Origin of the sequence: Flagellimonas spongiicola (genome assembly GCF_023502425.1) — a bacterium.
Taxonomy (GTDB): Bacteria; Bacteroidota; Bacteroidia; order Flavobacteriales; family Flavobacteriaceae; genus Flagellimonas; species Flagellimonas spongiicola.
Map to the genome: position 1 here is coordinate 64,856 of NZ_JAMFMA010000001.1, position 17,749 is coordinate 82,604.

Below are 17,749 nucleotides of genomic sequence, written 5' to 3' on the forward strand. Positions count from 1 at the left end.
AATCAAGCGCGGAGCATATCACTATATCGGTCTTTATAACCAAACACTGCTGCTATATTCAAAATCAATAGTAAAAGCGCTGGACCTACACCTTCAGGTGCAAGCGTTGCATGGAATAACACCGCATTGACGGACACACTCATCAAAATAACGGACATGAGTGCACCATATTTGTTCAAAATCAAAGCTAAGCCTGCCAAAATCTCCACTATTGCCACCATGGTCATAGTGTGAGTGGAAGAAAGGGCACCAAAATAGTTCATTGCTGCTTCCGGCATTTCACCAAATGGGATAAAATGGAGGAACTTGTTCAAACCAAATACTAGGACAAATACGCCCAACAGGATTCGAACGACTAGAAAAACTTTCGAGTTCATTTAGTTAATTTTTATCGGTTAAGCAATAAAAATACCAAATAAATGCTAAAATGTTAAAAAAACAACCTGAATATTACCATGTTGATGAAATGTAGGTCATAGGGATTTTAACAATCCACCATCAATTGGAATGTTGGTCCCATTGATATATGCGGCCTGCTCTGAGGCAAGAAATGTAACCAAAAAGCCATATTCAGATGGATGTCCAATTCGCTTTGCAGGTACTCTAGCTTCCATACTCGCTCTGACTTCCTCCGGGGAAACGCCCATTTTTTCTGCTTTTTTGGTGTTTAACTGTGCTATTCTATCCGTATCAAAATAGCCAGTTAGCACGTTATTTACGGTTATTCCGTACTGTGCAACATCAATGGATAAACTTTTGCCCCAAGTAACCACGGCTGCTCTTATGGAATTGGACAATGCCAAGTAATTTAAAGGTTCTTTTACAGAGATGGAAGCAACATTGATTAATCTTCCCCAACTTTTCGCCTGCATTTGTTTTAAGGCCAACTCAGTGGTAAATACAACACTTTTGAACAACAAGTCAAATGCAGCTTGGTAGTCATCAACAGTTTTTTCCAGTGCACCACCTGCAGATGGACCTTGTGTATTATTGACAAGGATGTCCACGTTATTGGTTTCAAAAAAATTGGAAATCTGTATTTTAAAGTTATCGTAGTCAGAGAAATCAACCATTAAATAGTGATGTTGTTGCCCTAAAGTTGTGTCCAACTCAGCAAGAAGATGTTCCATTTTGGCTTGATTCCTGGCCATTAGTGTCACAGAGGCCCCACTTTTGGCCAATTGCAGGGCAATTGCTGCACCAATTCCTTTGCTACTTCCGCCAACTAAAGCTTTTTTGCCTTTTAAAGAGATGTTCATGATTATTTATATTCTTCCCTAACCGGACTGAAGACGTCCATCAATTTACAATTGGTCAAAGCCCTTCCGCTGTGATTGGCATGAGAAGGAATGACAACGACGTCACCAGGTATATATATTTTGGTATGCCCATCCAAAGTAAATTCAAATTGTCCTTCAACAACATGCATGATTTGTTCATGTACATGACTATGCTCAGGTACTTGAGCATCTTTTTCAACCTCCCAGAAAGCCCATGAAATACGTTCCCCATGAATTAATTTACCATGGTAACCAGGCATAATTTCCTTTGGAGTTAGCTCTGCTACATTCATCTTTTTAAATTTTCAACAAGATAGAAATTAATAAGATGTGCACTTAGTTTGTATTGCCTGTCCCAATTTCTATTTTTGGCATATAATTCCTTTTCATGAAAATCCATTTTATTGCTATTGGAGGCAGTGCTATGCATAATCTTGCACTAGCTCTTGCACATAAAGGCTACACAATAACTGGCAGTGACGATGTAATCTTTGAACCATCCAAAGGGCGTTTGGCTGCTCAAGGACTGTTACCTGAGGAATTTGGCTGGTTTCCGGATAAAATTCATTCCGGATTAGACGCCATTGTTCTTGGAATGCATGCTAAATCGGATAATCCGGAATTGTTAAAGGCACAGGAATTAGGGTTGACCATCTACTCGTACCCAGAATTTCTTTATGAGCAATCCAAAAACAAGACAAGAGTTGTAATTGGGGGTAGCCATGGTAAAACCACCATAACTTCTATGATTCTGCATGTTTTGGATTATAATGACATAGCTGTGGATTATATGGTGGGTGCCCAACTTGAAGGATTTGATAGAATGGTGCATCTTACGGAAGAAAATGATTTCATGGTACTTGAAGGTGACGAATATCTTTCTTCGGCAATTGATAGAAGACCTAAATTTCATTTGTATAAACCCAATATTGCCTTGATGAGTGGCATTGCATGGGATCACATCAATGTTTTCCCAACTTTTAAAAACTATGTAGAGCAATTTCGCATTTTTGTGGATGGCATCGTTACTGGTGGTAGCATAACCTATAATGCAGAAGATCCAGAAGTTAAAAAGGTTGTGGAAGCTTCGGAAAACACGATTCGAAAATTTCCTTATGAAACCCCTGAACACCAAATAGAAGACGGTGTAACCTATTTAGAGACACCGGAAGGGCCTATGCCTGTCGAAATATTTGGACAACACAATTTGAACAATTTGGCAGGGGCGAAATGGATTTGCCAGCAAATGGGTGTTGATGAGGCGGACTTTTATGAGGCCATTGCCTCTTTTAAAGGAGCTTCCAAGCGATTGGAGAAAATAGCCGAAAGTTCCACTTCTGTGGTCTATAAGGATTTTGCCCATTCACCAAGTAAAGTCAAGGCTACTACACAAGCGGTTAAAAATCAATACCCAAATAGAAAACTGATCGCTTGCCTAGAATTGCATACGTATAGCAGTTTGAATGCTGAATTCTTGAATGAATACTCAGGTGCTTTAGATGCAGCGGACGAGGCGGTTGTCTTTTATTCTCCAGAAGCGGTAAAAATCAAACAACTGGATGAAGTTAGCGCAGAACAAATCGCAGATGCGCTGGGTAGGGGAGACGCCAAAATATTCACTGATCCCATATCTTTTCAAACGTATCTATTTGCTATGAATTTTGCCAATTCCGCATTATTGTTAATGAGTTCTGGCAACTATGGAGGGCTTGATTTTGAGCGCCTTAAGGGATTAATTTCTTAAGCCAATTTGGCAGTCCATTGGTCGAGGAATGGTTTTTGAATTCCCATTCTTATGGGTCAAAACAAGAAATCTCCAATCAACATAGGGCTTTGGAAACTTAGAAAGTTTGCGTCCATATTGATATCGGCATATATGATTGGTATATCGAACGTTGTGCTTGAGGAGGATCGAATGATTCAAGATACCACACCACAAATAGAACAGCAAGAACTACAAAACAACGAGGACATTACATGATGCGGTAATGCCTTGAATATGGATCAGGTTTGAATTGATCGCTAAACCGATTCTTGACTTCTATAAATTCACCTTATATTTAGAAACTACCTCAACCCCAGTGGCAAATTTAAATTTAGCTACTCACTCAACATTTTAGAATTCGAGCTTTAGCTCATACCTCAAATCTAAACTTAAATTATAATGGTAATGCCATTATAAAGTGGAATATAAATGCTTAACCTAATTTCAAATTATGCACAAAAAACAAAATTCGTTGACCATCAAGGACTGGTCAGAAGATGACAAGCCCAGGGAAAAATTAGTGAACAAAGGCAGAACGGTTTTATCTGATGCCGAGTTGATAGCTATATTAATTGGCTCCGGGAATAAGAAGGAAAGCGCAGTAGGATTGTCGCAGCGTATTTTGGCAATGGTTAATCACAACCTTAATGAATTGGGGAGATTATCTGTGCATCAATTAAAACAATTTGATGGTATTGGGGATGCCAAAGCCGTTACCATAGCTGCTGCGCTGGAAATAGGTAGGCGAAGACGCGGCGATGATATTGCTAACAATTCCAAAGTAAATAGTAGCAAGGATGCATTTGAAATACTCTTTCCTTTAATCGGTGAATTGGAACATGAAGAATTTTGGATACTTTATCTGAATAACAATAACAAAGTAGTTCACAAAGCATTACTTAGCAAAGGAGGTATAACCGGAACATTGGTCGATGTACGTTTGGTTTTGAAAAAAGCGCTGGAACTGGGTGCGGTGGCCCTAATTTTGGCCCATAACCACCCATCAGGAAGTCTTAGATCCAGTGCTGCGGACAAGCATATCACGAAAAAATTGAAAAATGCATCAGAAGCATTGGATATTCAGGTGCTGGATCACCTAATTCTTACGCAACATGGTTATCTTAGTTTCGCCGATAAAGGCATGCTATAACCAAAAGCACTAAATGTTACTGATTTATACCCATAAAATTACCAATCGTCTTACATATACCGCAAGGCACTTATTTGAACGGATTCTGGGTATTGAGGTGATATTCACCAGCACCGTGGAGGATTTTATTAAGCACACGGGGCCAAAGTTGACCTACTCCAAACAACCGCTCCAAAACGAATTTTTTATCAGGAGTAATGACCTTTTGTTTGAACAGGGAATAAATGATCTGGATATCAAAGTGTCAGATTGGGAGGGAGTTCCATGCTTTTTCAGGGCAGATGATAAAAGCACCGTACCCTATGACATATTTGCCGCTAGTTTCTTTCTTTTGAGCCGGTATGAAGAATACTTGCCCCATGTGAAGGACAGCGTGGGAAGATTTCCGGCAAAGGAAAGTATTGCCTACCAAAACAACTTTTTGGAGCTACCTGTGGTAGATATATGGGCATATAGGTTGTTGAATTTGCTTTCCGAGCGTTTCCCGAATATCAACAACGTTCAACGCAATTATTCATGTACGCCAATTATAAATGTTACCACCTCGCATAGTTACAAGTTTAGGGGTTTGGTTAGAGGACTTGGTGGTTTTTTTATGGATTTAGGGAATTTCAGACTTAGAAGATTGGCGCAAAGAACAATGGTCTTGCTAGGTTTTAGGAAAGATCCCTATGATAATTTTTTCGAATTGGTGGATATTCATAAGAAGTTTCCAGTGAAAAGTATGTTTTTCTTCCAGTTTGCAAAGTATTCCACGCACGATAAGAACATTTCACCAAACAACAATAAATTCAGATATCTGATAAAATCTATTGCAGATTATAGCATTGTTTCATTAAGTACTTCCTTGTTATCGTCAACAAATAAAATTGTTCTTAAAGAAGAAAAAGAACAACTTTCCAACTTGATAAATAGGCCCATAAAGTACTCCCGATTGCGCTACAATAGGGTAAACGTGCCTATGACATACAGAACCTTGATTGAAACAGAATTCACCGATGATTTTTCAATGGGGTATACCCATGAAATTGGGTTTAGGGCAGGAACATGCACACCATTTTACTTTTATGATATCAATATGGAAGTACGGCAACCTTTAAAAGTGCATCCCTTTGCAGTTCACGATTATGCTTTGACTTCATTTAAGACAAGAGAAGAGATTTTTGAGAAAATGGATGCGATTTACAAACAAATCAAAGGGGTAAATGGTGAGTTTATCATGGTATTTTCCAATGAGCTTCTGGGGGGTGAACATAAGATAAATTGGATGGAATTGTATCATTCTTTATTGAGACGCTATTATGTTTAAATATCCCATAACCGATATATTTTTTGATTTAGATCATACACTCTGGGATTTTGAAAAAAACTCCGCCCTAACTTTTGAAAAGATTTTAGCAGAAAATAATGTGGCAGTAAATCTTGATGACTTTCTTCAGTATTATGTTCCCATTAACCACGAATATTGGAAGCTTTATCGAGAAAACCTGGTTACAAAAGAAGAATTAAGGTACCAAAGGCTTAAAAGAACTTTCGATTCCTTGTCCCTGCAGATTTCGGATGCAACAATAAGTGTTTTGGCAGATGCTTATATACAATATTTGTCCTCCTATAACCATCTTTTTCCAGATACCGTGCAGACCTTGGAATATCTTTCGCCAAAGTACAAACTGCATATTATTACAAATGGGTTTCAGGAAATTCAAGAGAAAAAGCTCCGAGGTGCCAACATCTTTCATTTCTTTGAACACGTAGTCAATTCTGAGGATGCCGGAGTGAAAAAGCCGCATCCCTATATTTTTGAGCTGGCATTGGAAAAAGCCAACGTACTCCCAAAAAATGCAATAATGATCGGCGACAATCTAGAAGCTGATATTTTAGGTGCGCAGTCCGTTGGTCTGCAAACACTTCATTTTAATGCACATAGCGAACCTGATCACAATTTGTGTCAAATGATTAACCATTTGATTGAAATAAAAAGCATTTTATAGAGTTATAGTAGGGTACAGCATTACCCTCATTGTTATACTATAAAATTGCTTTTGATCCATGAAAAGATTGCTTTCGCGCTTTTTGGCTGTACCCCTTGCGTTTATTTTAACCTTGTCCTGTTCAGAGGAACAAGATTTCAATCAATTTGATGATTTGACCGTAACGCCAACAGTGGCCTCCAGTATATTTTACTTGGAATCTACAGAGGAAATGATAAATGCTGTACCCACCTTCCCAGTTTTTTATTCCCAAGAATTCAGTTTTAATCCATTTAATGAACAATTTGTTGCGGATCATCTTTTAGACGGGATGTTATTGTATGAACTGGAAAACACAACGAGTAAACAACTTACCTTGACCATTGAGTTCATGGATGATGCCAATACGGTATTGGATACAGAAACCTTTACCATAGAGCCTGAACCAGCACCATTGTTGACGCGGGAAGTTGCCTATGGACCAGGCGGAAAAAACTTGGATATATTGACGAACACCACCAGATTACGTGTATCTGGGCAGAATTTGGGGGATAATACAAGTGTTTCACCTATCGCAGACCCTACAATAATTTTTAGGTCAGCTGGCGAGTTTAGATTCCGTTTACAATGAAAAAACGGTTTCTGATTATTCTATTTTGGTCTTTAGGGGCAATTATTTTACATGCCCAAAACAAACAGTTGTTGTACGACTTTTACGAGATTCCACAATCCATCCTTGTAAACCCTGGTGTGAAAACCATGCAAAAATGGCATGTTGGTATTCCGGTGTTGTCCGGCTTGTCCTTTCAAGGAGGAACAAGTGGCGTAACTGTGAATGACCTTTTTGCCAATGATGGTGTGGACTTTACTACAAAGGTCAGAGAACGGCTTATAGATGGGATGAGCAAACGCGATGATTTCAGTACCACGAGTTATATTGATGGCATTAACATTGGTTTCCGTGGTAAAAACCGGCCAGATGACTTCTATTCCTTTGGAATGTATGGTGAAACGGATATCATAGCCTATTGGCCTAAAGATTTGGCCATTTTGGCGTTTGAAGGAAATGGAGGCAACAATATTGGAAGAAGTTTTGATCTAAGCGATTTAAGCTTGCGCGGTGAAATGATCAACGTAATCCATTTCGGGATAAATCGTAAGATTGATAAAAGTCTTATTGTTGGGGCTCGGGCGAAGCTGTATTCATCCATTTTCCAATTTCAGTCTACAGCAAACAAAGGAACCTTTAGGACAACGCAAGGTCAAGACAATATTTATAGATCAACTTTAGATATTGATATGCAACTGCAGACGGCAGGGGTTGAAGAGATATTGGATATTTTGGAGGTGGATTCAGGTACCACTGCAGAGGATTTAACTTCATTATTCACCAGACGCGTATTCCTAGGCGGAAATTTAGGTCTAGGATTTGATGCAGGTTTCACATACAAACTAAATCCTCAAACAACCATAACCGGAAGCATGTTAGATCTTGGTTTCATTTACAACTCCAAGGATGTAAAGAATTATTCGGTTAGGGGTAATACCGCTATTGAAGGAGTTACTGTGTTTTTGCCAGAAGACATCACCAGTATTGGCAACGAGTTATGGGAAGATTTGGTGGATGAGGTAGAAGCGGCAGTTCCGTATGAGGAGGATGATGGTAGTTATATTTCCTTTAGACCTTTAAAAGTTTACGGGTCCATACGATATGATTTTGGTGAAGGTTCAAGTCCGTTACGGGAAAATTGTGGCTGTTTGATTACTCAAGGTAATGGAGGAACCAATGACAATTGGTATAGGAATAGTGTGGGAGGACAACTGTATATGGTAAAGAGACCAAGAGGTGTTCAAGCCGCATTGACTGGTTTTTACCAAAAACGTTTAGGGCAGGCTATGTCGTTCAAGACAACTTATACGGTAGATAAGTATTCATTTACCAATATAGGATTGGGACTTAATTTTCAAGCTGGACCAGTTAATTTTTATATACTAGGAGACAATCTTTTGTCCTATAGAAATGTAGCGGACACTCATTATGCTTCTTTACAGTTCGGATTTAATATTATATCTTGGAACGATAATTGAGTATCTGTTACGTATGAAGTCTAAACAGTTATTAGTATCGGTATTTGTGTTGGTTTTTGTTGGTATGGCAAACGCGCAATTAAATAAATATAAGTACATCATTGTACCTAAGAAGTTTGATGCGTTCAAAGAGCAAAACATGCATCAGACCAGTACCATGATCAAATTCCTATTCTCACAAGAAGGATTTACTACCACCTATGACGATTTATTGCCTGAAGATTTAGCCAGTGATCGTTGTTTAGGTCTTGTTGCAGATTTGGAAGATAACTCCAACTTGTTCAGCACTCGTACCACACTTGTTTTAAAGGATTGTAATGGTGCAGAAGTGTTTCGAAGCATCGAAGGAAGAAGCAAAATAAAGGAGTTTAAGGCTGCATACAGAGAATCCGTTTCAAATACATTCGCGCCAATAAAATCCATCGGATATTCATATACACCCAAGGATGAAAAAACGGCAAAAAAGGAAAGCGAGACCGTGACCGTCAGCTTTAAGGATGATGTTAAATCTGTAAATAAACAACCCGACTCCAAAGTCGTGCAACAAACCGCTACTCAAGAAGAGCAGAGTTATAAAAGCGTGGAGCCAGTTGCATCGAATATTACAAAATCGGTGGAAAAGAAACCTGCAGAAAATAATGTCTTGTACGCGCAGCCAACAGAAAATGGATATCAATTAGTGGATAGCTCACCCAAAGTGGTCCTTAAGCTGATAAAAACTTCCGTAGATAATATTTTCCTTATAGATGATGATACCAAGAATGGGATGGTATTCAAAAAAGGAGAAAAGTGGGTATTGGAATATGCAGATGGAAATGGTAAAAAGCAGGAGGAATTGAACATTAAGTTCTAAAATTCATACTTGTCTTTCCATCGTTTTTTCAAAAAATCCCGCAACGAATTCTCTCTAGGAGTATTTCCCGGTATGTAAAAACTGGTTCCTGAAATTTCTTCAGGAAGAAATTCAAAATCCACAAAATTCTGTACATGGTCATGGGCATAATCATAACCTTGACCATAACCTAGGTCTTTCATTAATTTTGTTGGAGCATTTCGTATGGCCAGTGGAACCGACAAATCCCCAGTTTCCCGTACTTTCTGTTGTGCTTGTTTTATTGCAACATAACTTGCATTGCTTTTTGGTGAACTGGCCAAATATGTTGCACACTGACTCAGGATTATTCTCGCCTCGGGGTAGCCAATGGTATTGACGGCTTGAAAAGTTGCATTGGCAAGCACCAATGCGGTTGGATTAGCATTTCCAATATCTTCAGAAGCCAATATAACCAACCTTCTAGCTATGAATTTGACATCTTCACCGCCTTCTATCATTCGAGCTAACCAATATACTGCAGCGTTAGGGTCGCTACCTCTTATCGATTTGATAAAAGCAGATATGATATCGTAATGTTGCTCACCCGTCTTATCATAAAGCACTGTATTTTTCTGAACCTTGGCCATTACCAAGTCATTGGTGATTTCTACAGTATCACTGCCATCTGAATTAATGATCAATTCAAAAATGTTGAGCAATTTTCTGCCATCACCTCCTGACAGACGTAAAAGAGCTTCGGTTTCAACAAGTTCAATCTGTTTGGATTTTAGGTGCGTATCGGTTGCCATTGCCCTATGCAACAAGGCTTCTAAATCAGTTTTGTCAAAAGGGTTCAGGATATAGACTTGGCAACGTGATAAAAGCGCTGGAATTACCTCAAAACTGGGATTTTCCGTGGTCGCACCAATTAACGTTACCCATCCCTTTTCCACTGCGCCCAACAAAGAATCTTGCTGGGATTTACTGAATCTATGTATTTCATCAATGAACAAAATAGGATTTTTAGCCGTAAAAAGTCCTCCGCTCTGTTTGGCTTTTTCAATAACCTCCCGCACATCTTTTACACCACTACTAATTGCGCTTAACGTATAAAATGGGCGTTCGCTTTCAGTGGCAATAATATTCGCTAAGGTAGTTTTTCCTGTACCAGGAGGGCCCCAAAAAATCAAAGATGGGATAATGCCATTTTTGATTTGATGCGTAAGGGAGCCCTTTTCACCAACTAAATGATTTTGACTAATATACTCTTCCAGAGTTCTTGGTCGTATGCGCTCTGCCAAAGGTTCGTTCATGGGAATAAAAATAAGTTTTTAAAAGGATCATTGTCGAAAAAATGTAATCTTGAACAGCATTAAAACGACTATACAGCTGACAATTTGTAAGTAGATTACACTATGGAAGGATAATTGAAGTTATAAATTAAGATGCCTAAAAAACAATTTCAGATAAGTGATTCGGTGTTGTTAATGCCCCTGTTTGCTATACTGTCCATTTGGATTGTATATTGGATTGAAGTGCAATTTGGATTCAACTTCAACCAATATGGTGTGCGACCACGAACGATTTCCGGATTGAAAGGAGTATTTTTCAGCCCTTTTATCCATGGATCGGTTGAACATTTATACAACAATACGATACCATTGGCGGTCTTAACAGCCTTCCTATTTTATTTTTACCGATCTGTGGCGTTTAGAGTGCTGTTGATTGGGGGTCTACTCTCAGGGGTTTTGACATGGTTGATAGGTCGAGATTCCTTTCACATTGGCGCAAGCGGAATAATCTATGTGTTGGCGAGTTTCATTTTTTTCAAAGGCATATTTGCACGGCATTTCAGGTTGGTGGCATTGTCTCTTGTTGTGGTATTTGTGTATGGAAGTATGATTTGGTACATATTTCCAGTCAAAGAAGGGATTTCTTGGGAAGGTCATTTGTCAGGGTTTCTTGTTGGATTGTTTTTTGCATTGACTACAAAAGTTCAGGTACCACCCAGGAAAAAATACGAATGGGAAAAGGAAGGTTATGACGAAGAAAACGATCCTTTCTTGAAGCATTTTGACGAGAATGGAAATTTCATTGAGAACACACCTGAAGAACAGGACCAAAACGCGGTGAAAATAACGTACCAGTATAAATCCAAAGATTCGTAGGCTACCTATCTAGGAAATACGTTGTCGTACAACCTCGTATAGAAAAACACCACATGCTACAGACACATTCAGTGAACCAATCTGTCCCATCAAAGGAAGTTTGGCGGAATGATCCAATACCTTTAGCACTGAACTTGAAATACCTCTATCCTCAGCACCCATGACTATGGCACAAGCTAATTTGAAATCAATACTATAGAGGTTTTTATCAGCTTTTTCTGTGGCACCTACCACGTTAACCCCGGAAGATTGCAAATAATAAATAGCATCTTTCAAGTGATCAACTTTTGCGATAGGGACATTGAATACCGCCCCGGCAGAGGTTTTTACTGTGTCCGGAGTAATTGGTGCAGCGCCGTTTTTTGGTATTATTATCCCGTCAACGCCGCAAACTTCAGCTGTTCTAATAATGGCGCCAAAGTTACGGACATCAGAAATTTGATCTAGTAGAAGAAAAAATGGCGCATCCTTCTCCTCCAAAACCTTTTCTGCCAACGCCTCAAAGTCATGGAACTGTACCGGTGATATTTGAGCTACCGCTCCTTGGTGGTTGTTCTTGGTAAGTCTGTTAAGTTTTTCAACAGGGACATAAGAACTACTGATTCCATTTTTCCGGATTGTGCTTTCCAATTCTCGAAAGAGTTCTCCCGCCAATCCTTTTTGCAAAAAGACTTTATTGATAGGTTGGTCTGCCTCAATGGCCTCTAAAATAGCCCGTATACCGTATATCTGGTTGTTCATTGCAGTGATTCTAATAGCTAGGTGAAATCTTATGGATGCCTAAGGGGCCATTATTTGTGGTGTTTATCAAATAAGTACTATTGGGACCTTCAATCAACTCTAACGATTTTACATTTCCTTCAAGGTACAATCCAGATTCATGCTGTGACATTGGAAAATAGCCATCCTTGCCGTTTGAAATAAGGATTAAACCTGATATTGCATCCAATCTCGGTGTTTCTACCTCGGTTTCATAAATGTTTCCAGCAGTAATGACATCCTCAAAACCGTCCTTGTTGATATCAATGAAAACGCAATCGAGTAGGGGGAAAGCTTGCACTTCCGTAGGTAGAATATGCTTTTCAAAAGCATCATTGCCGTTGTTGATCAATAAAATGGAATTGAATTCGGTAACACTCCGCTCATAAGAAGATTCCAATTTTTCACCATAAATATCTACCAATGTGGCATTTGCAAATTCGTTATAGGTTCCAAATTTATCTTTTATAAAAGGCATTTGTTGAGATGAACATTCACGACCTCTTACCGGTACATAGGTGCCATTGTACTTCTTGCTCAACACAATATCATTTGTACCATTCTCATCAAAATCCGCTGCAAAAATTTTAAAGGGTTTCTCTTTGGAGGCTTTAAATTTGATATTTAGTCCCGCATTGCCTAGTATATAATCTTTAAGTCCATCATTGTTGACATCAGTCTCATTGACAGAGAACCACCATCCTTTTTGTTGAAGTACTGGATCGTCTGCGGCCATATTTTCAAAGCGACCGTTTTTATTAATAAACACACCAATTCCTGTCCACTCTCCCACAGCAATGAAATCATCCAGACCGTCATTGTTTACGTCCGTGAGCTGTATATCGTTTATGATGCCAAAATCCGCTAAATCCGGAACAACAGCGTCGGTTACATCTATAAGTTCCCCATTTCTATTTTCAAATAAGGTAGATGGTTGATGATTCGGATACATTCCTGGAGATACGCGATTTCCAATCAACAAATCGTTATCACCATCCTTATCAAAATCCAAGAAAACTACGGATTTGCCATTTTTGGGATATTTACCCAAGGCGTCACTCTCCATTCGGGTAAGGTTGCCGCGGCCGTCATTAATGTAAATACGATCAGTGTGATAGGATGAAAATTCTGCAAATTCATTTCCACCACTAACAATATAAAGATCTTGGTCCTTGTCCCCGTCAAAATCAAAGAATAGGGACTCCATGTCCTCATAAGCTGCATCAGCAACCAATGCAGGCGAGGCTAATTTTGTGAACCCCGTTGTATTTTGAATAAACACTGCTCCAGGTTGGCCCGCTGCACCTCCAACATGGATATCCATCAAACCGTCATTATTAATATCCCCTTGGGATACAATTGGTCCTAAATTGGATTGTTTGTAGGGTAACAAGATCTCTTTTTCAAAATCATCAAAAGGGTTTTCCTGATGGGTATAATCTAGTCCATATGCACTAGTGGTCAACTTTTGGAACAGATTGTTGGATATAACCTGATTATTAGTGGATTTGGCATCGTTCTCATGGAACTCCAAGGTGCTATTCGCAGCTACGTCAAACTTTTTTTCGATTTTTCCAGAGGCCCAAACTACTTGAATGGAATCAATTTTGGAGGCATTGCCTATTCCAAAGAGCGCATTATTTTCCTGTGATGACCGATATCCACGTACTCTTTTAACCTCCATCATTTGAGGTTTCCCATCAACATGGATATAGATTTTTGCGAACACTTCAGAGCTATTGCCCTTAGGAATAATTTTTAGATAATTGGCGTTGCCTTCTTCAATAGTTGTGTTACGGTAAACGAATGCGTTATCGTCCATGTTATTTACAACAAGGTCTAAATCACCATCATTGTCCAAATCAGCGCTTATTGCGCCATTACTAAAGGAAAAATCATCCAGACCCCATTCAGTTGAAACATTTTTGAATTGTAATTTGGAGGATTGTTTGTACAAAATATTGGGTAAGCGCTCTGAAGGCATGGATTCGTACAAACTTTGTTTTACATCCAAAGGAACATTGTTCCCGTATTTCTGTCTAGCTTCAAAAACTCTTCGCTGGAGGTCGTTATCTAATGCATAGCGCCTATAACCATTGGTAATGTGAATTTCTTTTTGACCATCCAGATCAAAATCGTTCATGAGTACCGACCAACTCCAATCCGTATTGGCAACACCAGATAGCTGGGAAATATTGTTGAATTTTAATCCACCAATATTCTGCTGCAAGGAATTGTACATGTATTGATGTTGGAATTCCCTTTTGTTCACCAAATAATCAAATCGGCTTGTGCTCATGGAAGCCATCAAGGTTTTTGATCTTACATGGTCATTGGCTGCCATATCAAGTACAAAGATGTCTTGAAGGTTATCGTTGTCGATATCAGCAATATCCAGTCCCATCCCATAAAAGGAGATTTGATTTGTGGTTTTTTTGATTTGATCAGAAAAAGTGCCGTTTTTGTTGTTGATGTACATGACATCCGGCAAATAGTAATCACTTGCCAAATAAATGTCCAACCAACCATCATTGTTAATGTCAGAAACGGAAAGACCTAAGCCGAAAATTGGTTTTTCAAGTCCAGCGGAGCGGGTGATGTCCACAAATTTACCCCCATCATTTCGGTACAAATGGGAGGAATTGTAATAAATGCTTTCAGGATTTGAATCTAGGTAACGCTGAAGGCTTATCGGATCAAACCCATACAATTCGTTTTCATTCATTACCATGCAATCCAAATCACCATCCTTGTCAAAATCGAAAAAAGCGGACTGGGTGCTGATTCCTTGATCGGCAAGGCCCATTTCCTCAGCTTGTTCGGTGAAGGTGCCATCCTTTTGATTGATAAACAATAGATTTTTTCGCTCAATACGATTTTTTGGTCCGCCTTGAGAGAAATAGATATCCATCCAACCATCATTATTGACGTCTGCAAAAGTTACACCATTGGACCAGTTTTTCCCTGAATTGATCCCTGAAGAATCCGTGACATCCTCAAAGGTGAAATTGCCAGTATTTATATAGATTTTATTGGCAACTTGATTCCCGCAGAACACAAGATCTAGGAGACCATCATTATTCAAGTCTTCAACACCAACGCCTGCACCATTATAGAAGTAATCATAATCAAAAAGATTTTCCATGGTCGCCACATCATGCGTAAGTCTGTTGTTGAAGTCAATCCCAGTTTTTGAACTTTCCAATTTTTGGAAAATCTTTTTCGTGGACGAATCCATAACGGATTCTTCGTTGACAGAATCTTCTTTTTTTTCAGATACGCAACTAAGGGCAAGTAGTGCAATTAAAAGTGATGTATAGGCTTTTGACATGCAATTAGCAATTAGCACGGGAATATACTATAATATGAGGATAAGCATTGTTAATATTCCTAGGAATACAGCAATAGGCCGTTAAAGACCTAATTCAACTACACCAGGATGGTCTTTTTCGTAATGATAAGCTCTCCAGAAAAACCCTTCTCCTGCGAATTTCCATACCACTTCACCTGCTTCAGTAACTTCCCATACACCAAAGTCGCCCTCCGTGATGAGTCGGTTCCCATTTGGGGATTTAACCATACCTGACACCCTAGGTGCATAAAGGTTTGCATCGGTGAAGCTCCATGCAATGGTAGGTTCATTGTTTGTATTTGCTGCAAGAGATAGCGGGTCTGGTAGCAGTAGTTCATATGCTGTGGATTGATTCAAATCGCCCCCGTTCATATAGATTGTAAATTTTCCAAGATCTTCACCAGACAACAATCGCGGATGGTGATTATTATAAAATAATCGTTCCCCCATAGGATTGTCATATACTTCAGGATTACCAAATCTATAGATCAAATCCCCACCGAAACCATAATTTCCCCCAGTGTGGCTAGCGGCTTCTTCCGTGGTTGTGCTATGATCAATTACCCAAACCTCATGATAAAAGTTTACGCTGATGTAAATGATATCATTTTCTTCGTCATATTCGATGCCATTGGCATGCATGATATCACCTTGTTTATCTGTAACATAATTCAGGTCTATCAAACGAGGATTATCTGCTAATACCCCAAAATTATCCTTGGTATCATCATGATCCTGTATGATATGGTCCCAAGCGTGCCATTCCCATACAATTTCATCTGTGAGTGGGTTGATTTCAATAATGGCTTCTGGAAAAATAGCCTCACTTAAAACGGATCCTGCCTGTTCGGCAACTTCTTGACTACGTTTTTCCCATACCAATGTGATTACATTGCCGTTTGGTAAGAGCTCCACATCGTGATGGGTAATGTAATCTTCAGATGAATAGTCAAAATTCCATTCTACCGAGCTATCAGGGTTCACAAACTGTAATTTTCCCCCTTGTCCGCCATAGGTAATATCCGGCGCTTCCGCTTTCATGATGCCCAATAGGCGACCGTCATCCAAAAGTTCTACATCGTTTCCGATACCGAAGGGCAAGTCCCATTCATGTAAAATTACAGCATCTTTGTCCATTAGGTAGACCCGGTCATTACCTGCGTCATTTATCAGCACATAGGTATCTTCCACTTTTGGTTCATTAAAAAACTCAACTGTACCAGCGATATCTTCTGGCAGCGGGTCCGTTGGACCATCATCCGTAGGTTCGTCATCAGTAGGTGTTTCCCCAATGGAGTCATCATCTGTTGGTTCTGGGGTGTCATCGTTATTGTTGCACGCATTCAATAATAAGAATACAGAAAACAGCGACGCTATAAGAAGTCTAAACGTATGTTTCATAGTAATTTTTGACTAAGGTAATCAAAATCGAAAATATGAAAATTGAAGAATATATATCAAAAAAAAGAGGCATCAATTGATGCCTCTTTCTATTGTGATAGGATCAAGATCCTATTCCATTTCTCTAGTTACAGATGTTCAACACAATCTCACCAGGAGTTGGGCCAGGGCCGCCAGCAGCAGCAGTCTCACCTGTAGGCGCGATCAACTCAAAAGAGTGCTCACCTTCAAAGTTTCCTGGGGTGTATTCCCATAGTAAATCTGTAGTTCCATCAGGAACATTGATCGTCTCGGTATTGGTCGTCGCTTGAGCAACGGATACCGTGTAATCAGTAGCTGTTCCATCAATGGTAACGGTAATAAATGCACCATCCCATCCATCACCATAGCTGTCATCCATGGTCAACTCATAATCCCCGGTCACTGGAGCAACTGGAATACAGTTGATCCCTGCTCTGTACGCATATGGAGAAGAGAAGAAGGAACCACCGGAAACGTTACCAGTAGCATCAACATCGGTAAAAGATCTACCATCGGTAAGGTTCACCACCAAACGAATGGCAATCTGGTCACCACCTGTTACGTTGGCAGGATCGTTTACGATACCCAAGGCACTAAGGGCCTCACCAAGACTCACGCTAAAGCTGGTCCTTGGCAGGTTGTTCGGTCCATTGGTGAACTCAGAAGCAGCCACGGTGCTCACCAAGGTCTCGGCAGCAGTGGTCGTTCCATTGGAATCCGTATTGTCTACGAAGCCAACATAGATTTCCATGTTGGACAATAATCCACCATCCAATAGGTCTTGCTCCTCGATGGTCACCCCGAAAATGGAGGCCGGATCAAAGACATTGAACGTTGTGCTCTCAAACGAGACAGTCCTTAAAACCGCACCTCGCTCAACAGTATCCTGAACTAGCACGGTAATCTTATCATCCTCAGAGCAAGAAGCCATAAGCGCGACGAAAGCAAGTGCTATAAATAATTTTAAATTTTTCATGAATT

At 39.6% G+C, this 17,749-nt stretch carries 17 protein-coding genes; 9 read left to right on the forward strand and 8 right to left on the reverse strand.

The window, feature by feature from the left end:
• Positions 1–2: 2 nt before the first annotated feature.
• From M3P19_RS00285 to M3P19_RS00295, 3 genes are all read right to left on the reverse strand, one after another.
• Complete coding sequence (locus M3P19_RS00285) at positions 3–377, reverse strand: DoxX family membrane protein (RefSeq protein WP_249655616.1); 375 nt, start codon at positions 375–377, stop codon at positions 3–5.
• A gap of 96 nt (positions 378–473) precedes the next feature.
• A complete protein-coding gene (locus M3P19_RS00290) occupies positions 474–1,259 on the reverse strand; it encodes an SDR family oxidoreductase (RefSeq protein ID WP_249655617.1) in 786 nt (261 codons plus the stop codon).
• 2 nt (positions 1,260–1,261) lie between these two features.
• Positions 1,262–1,573 (reverse strand): cupin domain-containing protein, encoded by a 312-nt coding sequence (locus M3P19_RS00295; protein WP_249655618.1) that lies wholly within the window; start codon positions 1,571–1,573, stop codon positions 1,262–1,264.
• Positions 1,574–1,668: 95 nt separating this feature from the next.
• Between M3P19_RS00295 and M3P19_RS00300 the strand changes: the two genes are divergently transcribed.
• The 8 genes from M3P19_RS00300 to M3P19_RS00335 all read left to right on the forward strand — a co-directional run bounded on the left by M3P19_RS00300 (position 1,669) and on the right by M3P19_RS00335 (position 9,106).
• Positions 1,669–3,024: a UDP-N-acetylmuramate--L-alanine ligase gene (locus tag M3P19_RS00300; protein ID WP_249655619.1), complete on the forward strand. Its 1,356-nt coding sequence runs from the start codon at positions 1,669–1,671 to the stop codon at positions 3,022–3,024.
• A gap of 51 nt (positions 3,025–3,075) precedes the next feature.
• Positions 3,076–3,261, forward strand: a complete 186-nt coding sequence (locus M3P19_RS00305; RefSeq protein WP_249655620.1) for a hypothetical protein — start codon at positions 3,076–3,078, stop codon at positions 3,259–3,261.
• A 235-nt stretch (positions 3,262–3,496) separates the two neighbouring features.
• The gene (radC, locus tag M3P19_RS00310) at positions 3,497–4,195 is read left to right on the forward strand and encodes a RadC family protein (RefSeq protein WP_249655621.1); all 699 of its coding nucleotides are present in this window, start codon (positions 3,497–3,499) and stop codon (positions 4,193–4,195) included.
• A 13-nt stretch (positions 4,196–4,208) separates the two neighbouring features.
• A complete protein-coding gene (locus M3P19_RS00315) occupies positions 4,209–5,504 on the forward strand; it encodes a polysaccharide deacetylase family protein (RefSeq protein WP_249655622.1) in 1,296 nt (431 codons plus the stop codon).
• Positions 5,497–6,186 carry a YjjG family noncanonical pyrimidine nucleotidase gene (locus tag M3P19_RS00320; protein ID WP_249655623.1) on the forward strand — a complete coding sequence of 230 codons (690 nt, stop codon included), beginning with the start codon at positions 5,497–5,499 and terminating at the stop codon, positions 6,184–6,186. The genes M3P19_RS00315 and M3P19_RS00320 overlap by 8 nt, the downstream gene beginning before the upstream one ends.
• 58 nt (positions 6,187–6,244) lie before the next feature.
• The gene (locus M3P19_RS00325) at positions 6,245–6,796 is read left to right on the forward strand and encodes a hypothetical protein (protein ID WP_249655624.1); all 552 of its coding nucleotides are present in this window, start codon (positions 6,245–6,247) and stop codon (positions 6,794–6,796) included.
• Positions 6,793–8,253 carry a DUF5723 family protein gene (locus tag M3P19_RS00330; protein ID WP_249655625.1) on the forward strand — a complete coding sequence of 487 codons (1,461 nt, stop codon included), beginning with the start codon at positions 6,793–6,795 and terminating at the stop codon, positions 8,251–8,253. The genes M3P19_RS00325 and M3P19_RS00330 overlap by 4 nt, the downstream gene beginning before the upstream one ends.
• Positions 8,254–8,266: 13 nt before the next feature.
• On the forward strand, positions 8,267–9,106 hold the full coding sequence (locus tag M3P19_RS00335; RefSeq protein WP_249655626.1) for a hypothetical protein: 840 nt from the start codon (positions 8,267–8,269) through the stop codon (positions 9,104–9,106).
• Here the strand turns inward: M3P19_RS00335 and M3P19_RS00340 are convergent.
• Positions 9,103–10,380, reverse strand: a complete 1,278-nt coding sequence (locus M3P19_RS00340; protein ID WP_249655627.1) for a replication-associated recombination protein A — start codon at positions 10,378–10,380, stop codon at positions 9,103–9,105. The two genes, M3P19_RS00335 and M3P19_RS00340, sit on opposite strands and share 4 nt — an antisense overlap.
• Positions 10,381–10,512: 132 nt before the next feature.
• Between M3P19_RS00340 and M3P19_RS00345 the strand changes: the two genes are divergently transcribed.
• Positions 10,513–11,235 carry a rhomboid family intramembrane serine protease gene (locus tag M3P19_RS00345; RefSeq protein ID WP_249655628.1) on the forward strand — a complete coding sequence of 241 codons (723 nt, stop codon included), beginning with the start codon at positions 10,513–10,515 and terminating at the stop codon, positions 11,233–11,235.
• A 9-nt stretch (positions 11,236–11,244) separates the two neighbouring features.
• Here the strand turns inward: M3P19_RS00345 and rlmB are convergent, their stop codons facing one another.
• The 4 genes from rlmB to M3P19_RS00365 form a co-directional block, all read right to left on the reverse strand.
• Positions 11,245–11,976 carry a 23S rRNA (guanosine(2251)-2'-O)-methyltransferase RlmB gene (gene rlmB / locus M3P19_RS00350; RefSeq protein ID WP_249655629.1) on the reverse strand — a complete coding sequence of 244 codons (732 nt, stop codon included), beginning with the start codon at positions 11,974–11,976 and terminating at the stop codon, positions 11,245–11,247.
• 10 nt (positions 11,977–11,986) lie between these two features.
• Positions 11,987–15,325 (reverse strand): VCBS repeat-containing protein, encoded by a 3,339-nt coding sequence (locus M3P19_RS00355; RefSeq protein WP_249655630.1) that lies wholly within the window; start codon positions 15,323–15,325, stop codon positions 11,987–11,989.
• 81 nt (positions 15,326–15,406) lie between these two features.
• The gene (locus tag M3P19_RS00360) at positions 15,407–16,747 is read right to left on the reverse strand and encodes an arylsulfotransferase family protein (protein ID WP_249655631.1); all 1,341 of its coding nucleotides are present in this window, start codon (positions 16,745–16,747) and stop codon (positions 15,407–15,409) included.
• 124 nt (positions 16,748–16,871) lie between these two features.
• Positions 16,872–17,744, reverse strand: a complete 873-nt coding sequence (locus tag M3P19_RS00365) for a hypothetical protein (protein ID WP_249655632.1) — start codon at positions 17,742–17,744, stop codon at positions 16,872–16,874.
• Between the last annotated feature and the right edge of the window lie 5 nt (positions 17,745–17,749).

Excerpts from the sequence above, each read along its gene's own strand:
- M3P19_RS00285 (WP_249655616.1), bottom strand. The coding sequence starts at position 377 with ATGAACTCGAAAGTTTTTCTAGTCGTTCGAATCCTGTTGGGCGTATTT.
- M3P19_RS00290 (WP_249655617.1), bottom strand. The coding sequence starts at position 1,259 with ATGAACATCTCTTTAAAAGGCAAAAAAGCTTTAGTTGGCGGAAGTAGC.
- M3P19_RS00295 (WP_249655618.1), bottom strand. The coding sequence starts at position 1,573 with ATGAATGTAGCAGAGCTAACTCCAAAGGAAATTATGCCTGGTTACCAT.
- M3P19_RS00300 (WP_249655619.1), top strand. The coding sequence starts at position 1,669 with ATGAAAATCCATTTTATTGCTATTGGAGGCAGTGCTATGCATAATCTT.
- M3P19_RS00305 (WP_249655620.1), top strand. The coding sequence starts at position 3,076 with ATGGGTCAAAACAAGAAATCTCCAATCAACATAGGGCTTTGGAAACTT.
- radC (WP_249655621.1), top strand. The coding sequence starts at position 3,497 with ATGCACAAAAAACAAAATTCGTTGACCATCAAGGACTGGTCAGAAGAT.
- M3P19_RS00315 (WP_249655622.1), top strand. The coding sequence starts at position 4,209 with ATGTTACTGATTTATACCCATAAAATTACCAATCGTCTTACATATACC.
- M3P19_RS00320 (WP_249655623.1), top strand. The coding sequence starts at position 5,497 with ATGTTTAAATATCCCATAACCGATATATTTTTTGATTTAGATCATACA.
- M3P19_RS00325 (WP_249655624.1), top strand. The coding sequence starts at position 6,245 with ATGAAAAGATTGCTTTCGCGCTTTTTGGCTGTACCCCTTGCGTTTATT.
- M3P19_RS00330 (WP_249655625.1), top strand. The coding sequence starts at position 6,793 with ATGAAAAAACGGTTTCTGATTATTCTATTTTGGTCTTTAGGGGCAATT.
- M3P19_RS00335 (WP_249655626.1), top strand. The coding sequence starts at position 8,267 with ATGAAGTCTAAACAGTTATTAGTATCGGTATTTGTGTTGGTTTTTGTT.
- M3P19_RS00340 (WP_249655627.1), bottom strand. The coding sequence starts at position 10,380 with ATGAACGAACCTTTGGCAGAGCGCATACGACCAAGAACTCTGGAAGAG.
- M3P19_RS00345 (WP_249655628.1), top strand. The coding sequence starts at position 10,513 with ATGCCTAAAAAACAATTTCAGATAAGTGATTCGGTGTTGTTAATGCCC.
- rlmB (WP_249655629.1), bottom strand. The coding sequence starts at position 11,976 with ATGAACAACCAGATATACGGTATACGGGCTATTTTAGAGGCCATTGAG.
- M3P19_RS00355 (WP_249655630.1), bottom strand. The coding sequence starts at position 15,325 with ATGTCAAAAGCCTATACATCACTTTTAATTGCACTACTTGCCCTTAGT.
- M3P19_RS00360 (WP_249655631.1), bottom strand. The coding sequence starts at position 16,747 with ATGAAACATACGTTTAGACTTCTTATAGCGTCGCTGTTTTCTGTATTC.
- M3P19_RS00365 (WP_249655632.1), bottom strand. The coding sequence starts at position 17,744 with ATGAAAAATTTAAAATTATTTATAGCACTTGCTTTCGTCGCGCTTATG.